Raw genomic sequence first — 15,153 nt, 5'->3', positions numbered from 1 at the left:
CTTTTCACTTTATTTTCTTGATTATCTCATCAACCATCTTGCTTGACTTTGCGCTCCCTCCCAGGTCATAAGTCAGGTATTTGCCTTCGGAGATCACTTTTTCCGTTGCCTCAAAAATAGCTTCGGAATTCTTTTTCTCGCCCAGATAATCAAGAAGCCACGCTCCAGCAAGCACTGTAGCCACAGGATTTACCTTGTCAAGTCCTGCATATTTTGGCGCAGAGCCGTGAGCAGGCTCAAACATCGCATAGTTGTCACCGATATTTGCCGAATAAATGAGCCCGATGCTTCCTACAAGAGCAGAACACTCCTCGCTCAGGATATCCATGAATAGGTTGGTTGAAAGCAGGACTTTCTGGTTGAATATCTGCGGGTTCTTGATGAGCTGCTGGGCTATGTTATCTATATGATATTCTTCGAGCTCGATTCCCGGATAATTCTTTGAGACTTTTTCTGTTTCCTCAAGAAACGTGCCGCAAGTCTGTTTCAGGATATTGCTCTTATGGATTGCCACCACACTCGTCCAGCCTCTCCTTACGGCTTCCTCGAATGCATACTTTGCGACATTTCGACATGCAGGCCGGGTGATCTTTCGAATGGCGATAAAAACATCATCCGTTAACTGGACTTCTTTTCCGATATACAGGCCTTCAGTGCCTTCTCTTACACAGACAAAATCCACATCACCAAGAGGTTTCTGGGTATTGGGAAAGGATTTGATCGGGCGGACGTTTGCATAGAGGTTGAACTTCTGGCGGATCGATACGGCTACGCTCCTTGGTGAACCTGCGCCGCCCGGTGTGGTCGTGGGGCCCTTAAAACCAGCATCAGTTTCACCAAGGATGTCCCATGTTTCCTGGGGGATGAGGGAATCTCCCCCGTTTTCTTTCCACCATTGCTCTCCGCCCTCGCACATTATGAACTCGACCTCGGTACCGACAGCTTTTGCCACCCTGAGCATACTGTTTACAAGTTCAGGTCCTACGCCGTCGCCTTTTATGACTGCTGCTTTTTTACTCATGACTATCTTTCCTGCCCCTTCATTTCTTTGAAATGCTATTAAGTTTATCCAGGTACATTTTTAATGTGATCAATGACAGGGTAGTTGAGATTATGTCTTTCCAGCTTCCGTTTTCCTGCTGTTTTCCAAGAAGCCATTTGATGGACGGGGTAATGTCCTCTTCCTTTGTCCCTGCAAGGATCAAAGCCTGGATTACAAGGTTGCTTGTTGCGATATAAGTCCAGCCCCCATCTTCTTTTTTTGAAAGCAGCCAGCTTGCACGATTGCTTAAAAAACCGCGGTATTTTTCCTTATTCTGGATAGAAAGCGCAGTGATTATAAGAGAAGTTGTTCCGGGATGTTCCCATTTCTTCCCATAATTGCTGACGAGCCAATTGCATCCGTTTTCATTTTTTATGCGGCACTCTCCAAGGGCCATGAGAGCATAAGCTGTGTCAATTTCACTGTTATTCCAGTTATCGTCGCGCTGCTGTTCCCGTATCCATCTGACCGTTTCAGGTTGTACCTTCCCGGATCCGCAAAGCGCAATACATGCTCTTGCCGTATCAGTAAGAGGAGTTTGTGTTTTCCAGTATCCGTCTTTTTTCAGGGATAACAATTTTTCAATCTGGGTGGATGCGGATTCATTCCATACTGTTAATGCCTGGACAGAGCGTGATATGTCTTTGATCGCTTCAGGTTGTTGTTCTTTTAACCAGACCAGTCCACGAGAAGCCGCAATGTTAATTCCTGTAATATCAATTTTAAAACCTGCTCCAGACAAAGCATTTAATCTGCATTCATCTTTGTTTATCTGTGAGTCCATTTTTTTGGATTGCATAACTTTAAATATAATTTTTCATTGATAAAAAACAATTTTTTATTGCTACTATAGTTAACGATAAACTTCTTTACGAAGAGCAACTGAAATTATCTCTATTTTATTATCTTTGTCATCAATTACATAAAGGATACGATAATCACCCACTCTGATTCTATATCCTTCTCTGCTGATCTCTTTAAATATACAGCATAAGGCATTAATTATTTCTCTCTTTCAGCAAGATAATCTTCTAAGGGCCTTGAAGGTTCTTCACAACGCATTTCGATTGTAGCTATATCTTTCAGGTCTTCCATAAATTCTGTATCCGATAGCAATCTTTCGATAACAGATTGTCTTTCTTTTTTTCGCAAACTCTTGAAAGCCATCCAAAACACATCTGCTTTTGTTTCTAACATGTTCATTCTATACCTCTTTATTTAAAAACATTAATAATTACTAACAATATATTTGAATTAAAATAATCATATTCTTACTGACCATATAGTTTAATAAATTGATTCGCTAATGTACTTTTCTATGAAGTCATTCATTACACACATTACAAATTTTTGAACCAGATTTTAGCTTTAATAAGGTTTTCCGGCTTCCATCGTCTTTGAGAAAGCATGAGAACGAGTGTGGATGCAGTCAGCGACCCCTTTTTCGAAAAACGGGGCATCCTGACGCGGGTGCATGAGGCTTCTTATCGATTTTTGTTTTTTAGGCTTTTATCGGCAAAAATGGGCACGAAAATAGTGAGAGTGGCAACTTTCAGTATTTACAATCCCTAATAACGTGTTGGATATAAAATTCCATATGCTTGTGAAAATCAGCGAGTTTTGATTCTGAGTTCATATAACTATGAACTCTTTATGAAGTGAGCATAACGTTTCGCAGCTACCCGAAGTTGTCAGCCTGGCTATGAAGCAAGGCGGTGATGATAATTTTAATCTTCCAAAATCTATCATCATCCGCCGCAGCTGAATAGGGCTGACAATTTCGGGTGAAACGACCATCGGGAGCGAAACCGGGTAGCCGCTGTTATATGCCGTTAATTCCGCTACGTTAGCCGTCAGCACGGATGCTGGCGGAGCTTCTATATTTTCTTTCCAATATAAAATACATACCCATAATATTCTTTATACTTATTATAAAGTTCAGCTCCATGCTTTTCGTATTTTACGAACTCTTCGGCAGATTTATTACCTTTGTATTTATCCAAAAATATTTTTTGTGCTGTTATTTCCGGAACAAAAAAATTGTCAATCCAGCAAATTTCAGGCAATATGAATGATGCCATAACAACATAGCCTGCTTTTTGCATTTGAGCAATTTTATTTGGAATGGTGTCTATTTCAGGATACGCTTCATTCCAAAAATCAAATATTTCTTTTGGCCGTTCTTCTGTAAACCATGATGCTTCAGTAACAGCAACATAGCCGCCTTTTTTCAAAAACTCATTCCAATAATTCATGCCTTTTTCAAAACCAATATTATATATTGCTCCTTCACTCCAAATAAGGTCTAATTCATTTGATTGAAAATCAAGTTTATCCATTGAACCAATAACGCCTTTAACTCTGCTTTGAAGATTCAATTTTTGTGCATTGTCATTTAGTTTGTCGATAAAACCAGGGAATAAATCAATGCCTGTAATATTCCCTGGAGTGTTTTGAGCCAAAACTATAGTTTGACCTCCAGTACCACAACCAAGATCAACAATGTTTGATTTTTCGTGTATATTATCAATAAAGCTCAATGCTTTTATTGTTGCTTCCTGGCTTCCTGGCCCTTGACGATCCATACTGGAAAAATATTCGCAAATTAATGCAATATCAAAATCGTGAATATTATGCTCTTCATCGCTCATTTTGTGTTCCTCCAAGAACTTCATGGTGCTATAGTTTATTATTTTATACAATATACTTTTACGGTGACATGGATGTTGCCGTTATAATTCCCTCCGAAATATTAGGAATTAATGGCATATACATCCTTCTGGTCGAACATCTTCAATCATCATCCTCTCCTCCTTTTATCTGTAAGCTATCCAGCGGACTTTTTATCTTCCCTATATCCCTGTTACTTACATGCGTATAGATCTCTGTTGTCTTTGAACTCTTGTGCCCCAATTTTAGCGCCGCGACTGTTATTCTGGTTCAAGCTATTCAAAGGATGCACATGACTCCTATCGTCTTCAGTCACAAACCCCGGACTTAAGTACGAGGCCTGTAGGTGGCGTTTTTTGCATGATGTACATCCTGTGTTTCAATACTACATATGTTCACCACACCATTCCTTAAGATGAGGAAATTCTTTCCTGAGTATCCGACTTGTTCTTCCTTTCAATCTCTTTGCAATAAAACTCAGGGAATACTTTGGAGGGTATTTAAAGAAAATGTGGACGTGGTCAGGATTGACCGCTATCTCAATAATCTCAATATCCAGTTCTTTTGCGTGTCTTGCAAAGGATGCCTTCTGTGATCATCGTGACATCGCCAGTCAATATCTTTCCCCCATATTTCTGAGTGAAAACCATATGATCCGTCAGCAGTGACACAGTATGCCTGTCATGGCGAAATTTTTTATTATTTATTTGTTGTTGCATGGTTCATCCAATCATTTCCTGGCTTTTAAATAATTAGTAAGAGCGGTGTGTAAGTATTAAGGTATACGATTAGATACCTTTAATAACAATCGGAGGAATTATTAGCGACCCACAAGGGGCTGTGGCCTAGTCCGGCATGGCGACGGGCTCCAGCGGAAAACCGGAGAAATCCGGAAGTGATGATGAGCAACGGGTCTACCGAGTGAACCGGACGCGGTAAACAATGAGGAACCGTTGGAGCACTGAACGTGCTGCTCAAAGATTAAATTGCCAAAAACCTGGCATTTTCGGAGAGACCCGTCGATCGTGAGTTCAAATCTCACCAGCCCCACATTATAATAAAATAATTAGTATGGGCTTTGGATATTCCGGACAGATACTAATGAAACTCTTGTCGTTATTCGAAAGTCCAGAGGTACAAAATTACTTGAAGAAATTCTCGGTGAAGGACATAAAGGAGCCAATATTGCCGATGGCAGCTTATAGTTGGATTGACAAACTTCAGCGATGCTGGGTACATCTATTATGTGAAGCCGATCATTTCATAGATGCCCTCGACCTTGCCATGCTCATGTCAATGAGAACTTTTATAAGTTCGACTGGAAATCTTCAAGGTCAAAAGCAAAGTATCCTTTTTCTCTGAAAGTTTCTTTCCCTTCAATAGTTTTGGCAATAACACCATAACGCTCTTTGCGGTCTGGATTTTGCCACTTCACCAGTGATGCTTTGCGCTTTAATTCAAAGAAAATCTTCTCAGTCTCTTTCTTTCTTAATATACTCCATTTGCACTCAAAGAAAACAATTTCTTTACTATCTTCATTCAATGCAACTATATCAATTTCCTCCTCTTTGTGCCACCACTTTCCTATTTTTTGAGAAGATGGTAGCAGGTTGAAAATAAACTCCTTCAAAACAAATGCTTCGAATTTTTTCCCAAAGAAACTCGTCAATGATTCATTTTCAACACTAAAAACGCCTCGTTCAATTTCTTCTCTATATTTGAATACGAAATTGAACCAGAAGTCGAAAACATGATCCTTTATCAGGTACAATCCTTTTTTGGGATTTCCGATTACAGAAACCTGTCTTTCTATAAATCCCAGGCGGAGAAGGTTCTCAAGATACGGATATATTTCCCTGGCGCCAATGCCTGTGAAGTTGGCTATTTCCGTAGGCCTCGTGTTGCCGTAAGCTATAGCATTGAGAATGGAAAAATAGGTCTTAAGCTCTTTAAATTCCTGAGAGATTATAAAATACGGTTCTCTGTAGAAATAACCGTGCTTGCTGAAAAACTCTTTTTCAATAAAATCTTTGAAGCTTTTGTATTCTGAGGCTTTGATCAGATACTCAGGCACCCCCCCTATTGACATGTACAATTCAAGCGCTTCCGGGAAAGGCATGTTGAGAAACTCTTTAGCATTTTTGAGAAAAAGTCCATCTAAAAGTATATCCCTGCTCCGCCTGCCATAAAGAGGTGACGCATAGGATAGCACCATTTCGCTCATAAGTCCCAGCATTGAACCTGAAAGCAAGAGACAGATGTTCGAGGCTGCAAAAGAGGTATCCCAGTACTTTTGCATCACACTGAGAATCCTTTTGTCACTTTTCACAAGATATGAAAATTCATCTATCAGCAGGTAGAAGCGCTCTTGCGGAGAATTCTTTGCAAGATAGCCAAAAAGCTGGTCCCAATCCTTTATTTCCAGGGTTTTAAGCAGGCTGTCGCCAGTGAATTCTGCGATTTTTTCCTTTAGTCCATTTATCTGTATATGGGGAGAGGTATCTTCTGCAATGTAAAATATCCCTTTCTTTCCTGATATGAATTCTGTCAGCAGCCTTGTCTTGCCTATTCTCCTTCTTCCATATAGTATTATCAGCCTTCCACCCGGTTTATTCCATTCTTCTTCTAGTAAAGACATCTCTTGGTGGCGGTCGATAAATTTACTAATCATAATTAGTACTAATTTGAATTAGTATAATATAACATTTTTCCTGCATACATATTATCTTGAGCCAGATCTTCTGCGCTATATATGCCTGGCTTCTTTATGATATCCACTAATTCTTTTATCTCAAATTCGTTCCAGCCTCTTTACAATTCCCTCATAAAACCTGCACCATTTCTCAAAACCACATCCCGAGTTCATTGGCATCCCTGCCCTGAAATCCCTGGTAATATCAAAATACTCCTGTGAAAACCACGGCGCCTTAAAATCAAACTGGTCAAAGTCGCCCCAATCTTCAAGAGTGTTCAGGGGCTTTAATCCGTTCTTAACAGAGGCTTCGTATAGCTTAGTATGCGGGTATGGCGTAAAAAACGATAACAAAATATCCATGTGTTTAAGTTTCCCCATTTTCCCGTAAGCAGAAATGATCTTATTGATTTCCTCAAATGTCCTTGTCACTTCTTCTTTTGCATCCATTCCCGGAATTCCCACCATGAATGAGCCGCGAATATCGATATCATGTTCTATGCATTTATCAATGCACATTTTTATCTGGCCTGTATTTGCTCCCTTATTCATAGCATCAAGCGCCTCCTGGAGCCCGCTTTCAAAGCCTATGAATATCTCATGAATTCCAGCTTTTCGCAAAAGTCCCCAAACCTCATCATCCATTCGCGACAGCTGCTCCATCCTGCCATTGACGCTCGTGAGACGAAGCCCCGGGTTTTTCCCGATCAGGAGCCTGCAAATCTCCTTCACCCGTTTCACATTGATGAAAAAATCACTGTCCCGGATCATGAATGTATCAATATTGTAGGTTTTTGCAAGATACTCAAGTTCCGAAACCACTGTTTCTGCGCAAAGCCCTGACCAGCGCCTGCCGCAAAACAGGGGCTCTGAGCAGAAATCGCATCCTGCCGCACAGCCCATACTTGAATAATAATCAATGCATCGATCTGCGAATTTATATCCTTTGACGTGTCGCTCTATATCTATCATATCATATTGTATTGGAGGGAAAGAATCAAGGGCTTTGAATTCCTGTCCTGGATTTTCAATTATTCTCCCACCTTCCTTATAGGAAATACTCCGAATCCCGTTAAGGGATTCTTTTTTCTTAATTTTTCCCACTGCTTCCTTAAAAGGTATCTCTCCCTGTCCCCTGATAACAATGTCGATATAAGGATTATTAAGGGTTTGCACTGGCTCTGTTGACGGGTGATATCCTCCCCAGATGACCGGAAGCTCCGGATAAAGTTCCTTGACAGCTTTGCATACATCAATACCATCACTGATCTGGTAGCAGGTCATGCTGCTGACCGCCAGGCACAGGGCGTTTTTGCTGGCATCGATGATATTTCTTTTATAATCATTATCTACTACTGCATTGATTATTTTGACGTCATATTCATCCCCGATCATTCTCCCAAGAGCAAGAAGCGATAGAGGAACATTAACAAGCGGGACCTGCAGGGACGTTGTCATTTTATTCTGGATCGCAACGGGATGTTCAACAGGCATCGGGTTAAATAAAATTATAGTGTTCTTTTCCATTTTTACACACTGCATTTGATACTTTAGTATCACATAAATAATTATTGAATAATTAACTTTGAAAGCGAATTTGTCCAGTGGAAATAAAGGGGGTAAGTATTATTACTATAATCATCATGGGAAGTTGATTGTCTCCTTTCCTGGTTTTTGATCAAACCCGAATATCGATATTGCATATTAATCATTAAGATAATATAAGTGTTTATAGTTTCATATAAGTTAAAAAAAGCTCTGAATAGTATATAATAAATTATGGAATAGAATAAAAATATAATACGAACATGGAACCTGTAATAGAACTTCGCTCTATAACAAAAAGCTATGGTAATTTCAAAGTACTGGATAATGTAACCCTGGCTATTGAAAAAGGGATCATATTCGGTCTTCTCGGACCAAACGGCGCCGGAAAGTCAACATTGATCAAAATCCTTTCTTGCCAATCAAGACCATCATCAGGTCATGCATTTATATCCGGTCTTGATGTTGTATCTGACAAGAAAGACATACTTTCAATTATCGGAGTTGTCCCCCAGGAGAACAGTTTCTACGATGAGCTTACTGTAAGTGAAAATCTCATGTTCTTCGGTTCATTATATCGGATACCTGTTATTGATATCAAGAAAAGGAGCCATAAAATACTTACATTGCTAAAACTGGATGAAAAAAGCAATGTAAGGGCCAATAACCTGTCGGGAGGAATGAAGACAAGGCTAAATATCGCATGCGCGCTCGTTCATAAACCAGAGGTATTGATCCTTGATGAACCAAGTGTGGGGCTTGACCCTGTATCAAGAAAAGCCCTCTGGGAAACCATCAGGGTTGTTAACAGGGAAGGAACGACGATTCTTCTTACTACACATTATATGGAAGAAGCGGACTTATTATGTGACCGGATACTGATAATGAACAGGGGAAAAATAGTTATCGAAGGAAAACAGGATGATTTGAAAAAAAAGGTAGGTGAAAAGGTTATTTTAATAACAAGCTCACCAGGGAACTATGCGGCTATACAAAATAACCTGGGCTCCATCAAAAATATTTCTTCATGTAGCGTAAATGAAAAAGGGCTTAAAATAACTTTTACGGATGAGCAGCCGCTTCAGGCAATTTTTGAGATTTTTTATTCAGAAGGAGAAACGATCAAGAATATTGAATCAAGCACGCCCAGCCTTGAAGACGTATTTATTCATGCATCAGGAGAAGAGTGGCATTGAGCATTGTTCCAGTCATAAAGAAAGATTTTTTAGTATATGTCCGCCACAGGAAGACTTTACTTTTGATATTTCTTGCTCCTATTCTTATTATGATATTGATAGGTTCGGTTTTTTTCGGAGCCTCTAATGAAGGTTTGAAAGGTGTAAAACTTGGCGTTGGAGGCGGGTCAACACCCGGGAATGACATAATCGAAGAATTGAACAGCAGCAAAATGTTCATAATCGTTAAAGAAAACACTAATGACCCGTCTGTTATCGAAGAAGGGGTCATGAAGGGAAAATACAGCGCCGGAATATATATTCCCGAAAACCAGACGCAGTCTATGAAATTGTATATTGATAATTCCCGTATCCAGATAGCGCCTGTAATATCTACGGTTTTCCTTGGTATCACTGAAAAAATATCCTACGAACTCACCTTTGGTTTTATCAGCAATCTCTGGGAAAAACTGGGAGAGATGGAATCAGAACTTGGCCCATTAAGAGAAGGTGTCTTTTCTATAAACGGAAATATCAGCAGACTGAATAATGATACACAGAATGTGCTTGCCAGACTGGATGAGATCAATGTAACCAGGATGAATAAATCCATTAATATGATGAAAACCACGCTTGACCAGATGGAAGTTGACCTGTTCCTGACATCTGTGGATATAAATACAACGCGTAATGACATTTTAGAACTTGATAAGAATGTAAGTTCGATCTATAATGACTCGGCGAGCTTAAGAGATGACCTGAAGCTTATGATCGATAATATCGATTCTACGAATGCCGCATTATTGGCGACCCAGACCGATCTCCAGGAAATATATAATTCAACATGTGCAATTGTTTCAATACCACAATGCATTTCCATTACAGGCACCATCAGGCAAATACAGGATACAAGGGCGCTTTTACTTGAAAATACCGACCGTATAAGATCACTTCATAATGACCTTGCAAATGTTGCCCAAAAAGCCTCTGATTTGCATGAAAAACTGATATACGCCGACATCAGGTTGCAGAGTATGCAGGTTTTGATCGGCAATTACATATTTGAGATTTCAAATATCCAGGGAAATATCTCAAACATCCAGAATGCAATCGTGATCCTGGATCAGATCAAGAATCAGTCATCTGATGTTTCATTTCAGATGAACAAACTCTCTACAGAAATGGAAAATAGCACTTCAAACCTGGTATCTGAAATCAATCGGACAAAAAGTATCCTGGGCGATGTAAGAACAAAGTCACCTGCCGCTATTGCTGCGCCCATAAAACTTGAAAGTGAATTCGTTTTTAAAAATATGTCTTATCTTGACTTCCTGATACCTGCGATCGTATCTATCGTCCTGATGTTTATTTCATTCCTGCTCTCCTCGATTACAATTGTGCAGGAGAGAACCAAAAAGACCCTTTTGAGAACACTTTTGACGCCTTTATCCCTTGAGAAGTTCATTTTTGCAAAGACCCTGACCCTTGTTCTGATAGCCATGTTCCAGGGGGTCATCCTGGTCGCTGTCGCATACATATCCTATGGGGCCCTGGTCCCACCAGGCCAGCTTGGACTGTTGTTCCTTGTGATCCTTGTATATTCAGCAGCTTTCATAGGTATCGGTATGGCTGTAGCAACATTTGCAGAATCGGAAAACACAGCCATGTTATCATCCCTTGTACTGAGTATCCCCATGTTGTTCCTGTGCGGTGTTTTTTTCCCTTTTGAAACCATGCCGGCATTGATGGTAAAGGTCGGGAACGCCCTTCCGATCACTATGGGTATAAAGGCTCTTGATTCAGTATTGATATACCAGGAAGGGTTTAGTGCGCTCTCTGAGTATCTCCTGCCGCTTCTTTTATATGGCATTGCCGGACTGGGAATGGCGTATATTTTGTTAAGGGAGGAAGTTATGGATTAAAGTCATTAAATCAAACTTTCAATTTAAATAACTCATTCCCAAGAAAATCAACCACTGAGGACACAGAGTTCACAGAGAGAGGTTGTTTTTTCTCTGTGTCCTCTGGGCTCTCTGTGGTTTTTGAATTAATCCAGAAAATAATTAAAAGTTTTGCAAAATTATAAATAAAATCTCGTATAATCTTATCCCCCATATGGCATGGTTCGAAGTAGATATCTTCCAGAAATGTATTGAGGTTGACCTGCATAATTATTCAACAGGGACTGCACTCATGGCAGCCCGCGAAAAGATCAAAGAGGCTTATGAACATGGGTTCAGGCATGTGAAATTGATACATGGAGCAGCAAATATTACGGACAAGAATGAGGGCGGAAGCATCAAGTTCGCATTGCGCGCCATGTTAAAAAGCGGGGAACTTGATAAATGGATAGACAAAAATGGTTCCAGGGTCAGAGATGAATCCTTGATACTTGAAATCAGGAAGAATTCAATGGCGGTGGAGCGGGAGTGGAAAGAGATGCCGCTGGAGGAGTATTAGGGCGAATTGTCAGCAAATACACTTAACCTAACAGTCATACTACTGGATTTTCCAGCTCAGCGCACTCGCGGTTAATGGCTAAACAAAAACTTTTAATAGTATTGACCCCAATGGTATTATTGGGGTGAATTATATGGTAGATTCTAAAATACTAGATAGTTTATACAAACTGGCTGATCAATTTATTGCCTTTATACCAACACTGGTAGCAGTAATTGTTCTAATAATTGTTGGATGGATTTTGGGAACGTTTATTGGAAAAATCGGGGCTAAGATCTTAGACAAGATAGGACTTGACAATCTTATTGATAAAACATCTTTAGGAGGAATAATAAGAAAAGCAGGAATGAGCACTGTAGGATTCTTCGAATCAACAATCAAGCTATTTATTTATATAATTTTTGCTGCTATTATCCTGGATATACTAAAAATACAGATTATAACAGATTTTGTCACCCAGGTTATTTCATATATACCTCTTATAATAACGGCTTTGATAGTACTGATTATTGGCCTGATAATTGTTGATTTTCTCGCAGATGTTATCCGCAAAACACTTGTTGCTATGGGTGTAGATGATAAGATTATGAAGAGCTCTATGGGAGAACCCCTGAAAGCAAGCGGCACTTCAGTCTCAGGTATCCTTTCTGGCATAGTAAAATTGTTCGGCTATCTGATATTTATACTGGCTGCAGTAGAGATATTGCGTTTTAGATTCCTTACTGAATTCCTGGTAAATGTATTAAATTATATTCCTAATCTGTTCACAGGAGTCCTGATATTGATAATCGGATTTTTAGCCATCGACATTATTATGGATTATATGCAGGCAACAATGAAAGGAATGAATGTCGAAGGCTCGGAAATGTTCGTTCCTTTGATGAGGGGATTTTTGTTCCTGGTATTGATAGTATTAGCATTTGACACCATGTTAATCAAAACCAACATTTTCTATATATTCCTCGGACCTATTGCGTGGGGTGTCGCCATAGTCGTGGCATTCAAGTATGGGGTAAAAGATGCTATAGTAGCATATGCAAAGGAGAAAAAATGAGTTTTTCTCATTTTTAATATTTATTTTTTGTTAAGAATTATTTGTAAAAGGCTGCTTTTATGCTGACGCTTGAATCCTGAAATGAGATAATCTCTTTATATCGCAAATCCAATAAGCAACATATGCATTTTGACAAATATTGCGCCCAGATCGATTCCCTCAACACCGACAACGCAACAAAAAATGCTATGCATGAATCCTTCACCCGAAGGATGGAATTATTCGGCAACAATCTCCTTTTTTTCAGGGAGCCTTTTACTCCGATATCATTGACAGGCACTCACTGCTCTTTGAAATGCAAGCATTGTGATTCACATTATCTTGCACATATGCTTGATGGCTCAAACGGCAAACTGCGATCGTGCGCACACCGCCTGGCTGGCAATAATGGAATGTTATTAAGCGGCGGAAGTTTGCCTGATGGAAGCGTTCCCACATACTTGCAGGCTGATGAAATCGCACAAATAAAAAAGGATACACATCTTAAGATCAGCGCCCACACCGGGATCGTTAACATGGGACAGGCGGAACTGCTTTCAAAATATCTTGACATGGCGCTTGTTGATGTTATCGGGGATGATGAGACCATACATGATATCCTCGGCCTTTCCGCAACGGTACAGGATTATGAAAGTACATTATCGCACCTATCGTATTTCGGGACGAGGATTGCACCGCATATCATTGTGGGGCTGCATAACGGTGAATTAAAAGGGGAAATAAGAGCACTTGAGATCGCCAGGAAATTTAATCCTGATGTGGTTGTGATAGTTGTATTCATACCCACAAAAGGGACAGCATCGCAAGGTGCACAGCCTCCTGGAATTGAGGATGTGGTCAGGGTAATAACAAAAGCGCGGGAAATGTTTGATGTGCCCCTGTCATTGAGCTGCGTGCGCCCCGGCGGCCGATACCGTTCAATGCTTGATAAGTATGCGGTCCTGGGCGGGATTGACAGGATGGCTGTGCCATCAAGAAGTGCCTACAGGACAGGACAGGATATCGGTTTGAACATCATTGAGATACCTAAAATGTGCTGTTCTTATGGAGTTTAAATGGAAAAAATTGCAGGGCACGATGATGTAGACATTTATGCACCCGATAATTCAAGATTTTCCTTCATGAAAAGCCCTTACGCAGCCCATAAGACAAACAGTGCGGTTGATATTTATTATGGATGTTTCGGGGACGGGGCTCTTTCCCCGGTTGACGGGAAGGTAATCGATATCCGGAGCTTTGATACGCCTACCCCATTTAAAGGCAGGGATTCAAAGGAATATCTTATAGCGATACAAAAGGGAAAATATGTGGTTAAAATAATCCATATAGAACCTGACATTTCAATCGGCGAGGAAATATCAATTGGAGAACGCATAGGGACATTTATCAAGAACGGATATTTTATTTTCTGGAATGACCCTGTTATGCATGTCGAGGTCAGGGATCCCCGTAATTATCTGCGCGCATCGAATGATCATGAACTTTTGCCAAATATTGAATGGAGAAACCTTCCTGATGGAAAAAAAGTTGAATTTGAGTGTGTTGTTGAAGAGGTAAATGAGAATTATTCTCTCCTTTTAGCCCCATCCCATACCTGCGGGATAGTCCGGGGATTCGCAATTGATGGGGGGTTTATTGATGGCTATATCAGTTCAAATGGGGAAGACCATTTTTTTGGTGTAGTCAAACCAGGAGGATTTTTCCGCCCGCATTTTTCTCTTCTTGAAATTACAAAAGAAAATAGATCGGTAAGATGTTCCGGGATTGCCTTTTCTTTATCTCTATCTATCAATGAACCCGGAATAAAGTTGATCCCGGAAAAATATGGTGATAAACCGTTAAATAAGGGTGACAAAATCAATATCGTACTCGATATTTATTAACTATTTCATTCGCATGAAGCGCAGGGTCCTTGATTTTCTTTTCGAAGCCTCACTCTCAATACATCTGCTGCACTGCTTATATCGGTTTCGTAAAGATCCCTGATTATCGAATCATATAAATCAGAGTAGATTTGAAGAAGCTCTTTTTCCGCTTTATCTCTTAAATCCGTATTCTCAGGCGCGAGAATCATATGAAAATCATCCTGGTGTGTTATTACGAATTTTCGCAGGTCTTCAACTTTTTTCATTTCCGGTAATAACCTGAGCACCCGGATAATGGGAGTGCCTCTTTTTTTTCGCTGCCTTGGACCATCATGAATGTATAATCCAACGACTCCATGGTCTGTTTTTATTATTGCAGTCAGGGTAAGAGCCCCTGCGCCGCTGCAAACTTCCACCTTTTCGCTGAGTATACTATAACCTGCATCTGATAATTGTTTTTTTGCGAATTGCATGAGAGAGATTTCGTATTCCTTTTCGGGAACACCCCAGTAATCGTTCATGACAACAAGCTGGTAAGAAGGATATTTATAATTATCTTCAGGGAGGAGTGAACTACCCCACCCTTTCGGGCTGGAGCTTCCTACGAGTCCTCGCAACCCGTGAGGGGAACTTACGTTTTACGTTTGGCT

16 protein-coding genes and 1 tRNA gene are annotated in these 15,153 nt (G+C 40.2%); 7 read left to right on the top strand and 10 right to left on the bottom strand.

Annotated features, from left to right (window positions below):
• Nucleotides 1–4 precede the first annotated feature (4 nt).
• From CL181_RS09335 to CL181_RS20290, 7 genes are all read right to left on the bottom strand, one after another.
• Entirely contained in the window at nucleotides 5–1,021 is a 1,017-nt protein-coding gene (locus CL181_RS09335) for an isocitrate/isopropylmalate dehydrogenase family protein (protein WP_097299041.1), read from the bottom strand.
• A 19-nt stretch (nucleotides 1,022–1,040) separates the two neighbouring features.
• Nucleotides 1,041–1,826: a prenyltransferase/squalene oxidase repeat-containing protein gene (locus CL181_RS09330; RefSeq protein WP_217993136.1), complete on the bottom strand. Its 786-nt coding sequence runs from the start codon at nucleotides 1,824–1,826 to the stop codon at nucleotides 1,041–1,043.
• Between the two features lie 69 nt (nucleotides 1,827–1,895).
• Complete coding sequence (locus CL181_RS21505; protein WP_369332918.1) at nucleotides 1,896–1,994, bottom strand: type II toxin-antitoxin system RelE/ParE family toxin; 99 nt, start codon at nucleotides 1,992–1,994, stop codon at nucleotides 1,896–1,898.
• Between the two features lie 50 nt (nucleotides 1,995–2,044).
• On the bottom strand, nucleotides 2,045–2,245 hold the full coding sequence (locus CL181_RS09325; protein ID WP_097299039.1) for a hypothetical protein: 201 nt from the start codon (nucleotides 2,243–2,245) through the stop codon (nucleotides 2,045–2,047).
• A gap of 674 nt (nucleotides 2,246–2,919) precedes the next feature.
• Complete coding sequence (locus CL181_RS09320) at nucleotides 2,920–3,693, bottom strand: class I SAM-dependent methyltransferase (RefSeq protein ID WP_097299038.1); 774 nt, start codon at nucleotides 3,691–3,693, stop codon at nucleotides 2,920–2,922.
• A gap of 404 nt (nucleotides 3,694–4,097) precedes the next feature.
• On the bottom strand, nucleotides 4,098–4,250 hold the full coding sequence (locus CL181_RS21500; RefSeq protein WP_369332917.1) for a transposase: 153 nt from the start codon (nucleotides 4,248–4,250) through the stop codon (nucleotides 4,098–4,100).
• A gap of 10 nt (nucleotides 4,251–4,260) precedes the next feature.
• Nucleotides 4,261–4,431, bottom strand: coding sequence for a hypothetical protein (locus CL181_RS20290; protein ID WP_176505140.1), 171 nt, complete (start codon nucleotides 4,429–4,431; stop codon nucleotides 4,261–4,263).
• Nucleotides 4,432–4,546: 115 nt separating this feature from the next.
• Here CL181_RS20290 and CL181_RS20285 point away from each other — a divergent pair.
• A tRNA-Trp gene (locus tag CL181_RS20285) sits at nucleotides 4,547–4,762 on the top strand.
• Nucleotides 4,763–5,018: 256 nt separating this feature from the next.
• Here CL181_RS20285 and CL181_RS09310 read toward each other — a convergent pair.
• Both CL181_RS09310 and CL181_RS09305 read right to left on the bottom strand, forming a co-directional pair.
• Complete coding sequence (locus CL181_RS09310; RefSeq protein WP_097299037.1) at nucleotides 5,019–6,383, bottom strand: ATP-binding protein; 1,365 nt, start codon at nucleotides 6,381–6,383, stop codon at nucleotides 5,019–5,021.
• A 120-nt stretch (nucleotides 6,384–6,503) separates the two neighbouring features.
• Nucleotides 6,504–7,931: a B12-binding domain-containing radical SAM protein gene (locus CL181_RS09305; protein ID WP_176505139.1), complete on the bottom strand. Its 1,428-nt coding sequence runs from the start codon at nucleotides 7,929–7,931 to the stop codon at nucleotides 6,504–6,506.
• A 281-nt stretch (nucleotides 7,932–8,212) separates the two neighbouring features.
• Here CL181_RS09305 and CL181_RS09300 point away from each other — a divergent pair, with 281 nt between their 5' ends.
• The 6 genes from CL181_RS09300 (at nucleotide 8,213) to CL181_RS09270 (ending at nucleotide 14,521) form a co-directional block, all read left to right on the top strand.
• A complete protein-coding gene (locus CL181_RS09300) occupies nucleotides 8,213–9,145 on the top strand; it encodes an ABC transporter ATP-binding protein (protein WP_097299035.1) in 933 nt (310 codons plus the stop codon).
• Complete coding sequence (locus CL181_RS09295; RefSeq protein WP_097299034.1) at nucleotides 9,142–11,046, top strand: ABC transporter permease; 1,905 nt, start codon at nucleotides 9,142–9,144, stop codon at nucleotides 11,044–11,046. Before CL181_RS09300 ends, CL181_RS09295 begins: the two co-directional genes overlap by 4 nt.
• 193 nt (nucleotides 11,047–11,239) lie before the next feature.
• Nucleotides 11,240–11,584 (top strand): Smr/MutS family protein, encoded by a 345-nt coding sequence (locus CL181_RS09285; RefSeq protein ID WP_097299032.1) that lies wholly within the window; start codon nucleotides 11,240–11,242, stop codon nucleotides 11,582–11,584.
• A gap of 133 nt (nucleotides 11,585–11,717) precedes the next feature.
• Nucleotides 11,718–12,638, top strand: coding sequence for a mechanosensitive ion channel family protein (locus CL181_RS09280; protein ID WP_097299031.1), 921 nt, complete (start codon nucleotides 11,718–11,720; stop codon nucleotides 12,636–12,638).
• A 122-nt stretch (nucleotides 12,639–12,760) separates the two neighbouring features.
• Nucleotides 12,761–13,693, top strand: coding sequence for a radical SAM protein (locus tag CL181_RS09275; protein ID WP_097299030.1), 933 nt, complete (start codon nucleotides 12,761–12,763; stop codon nucleotides 13,691–13,693).
• The gene (locus CL181_RS09270; RefSeq protein WP_097299029.1) at nucleotides 13,694–14,521 is read left to right on the top strand and encodes a hypothetical protein; all 828 of its coding nucleotides are present in this window, start codon (nucleotides 13,694–13,696) and stop codon (nucleotides 14,519–14,521) included.
• A gap of 5 nt (nucleotides 14,522–14,526) precedes the next feature.
• Here the strand turns inward: CL181_RS09270 and CL181_RS09265 are convergent, their stop codons facing one another.
• A complete protein-coding gene (locus tag CL181_RS09265) occupies nucleotides 14,527–15,024 on the bottom strand; it encodes a hypothetical protein (RefSeq protein WP_141398858.1) in 498 nt (165 codons plus the stop codon).
• Between the last annotated feature and the right edge of the window lie 129 nt (nucleotides 15,025–15,153).

The organism is Candidatus Methanoperedens sp. BLZ2, assembly GCF_002487355.1.
GTDB lineage: Archaea > Halobacteriota > Methanosarcinia > Methanosarcinales > Methanoperedenaceae > Methanoperedens.
This window is presented reverse-complemented; position numbering and strand designations above follow the sequence as displayed.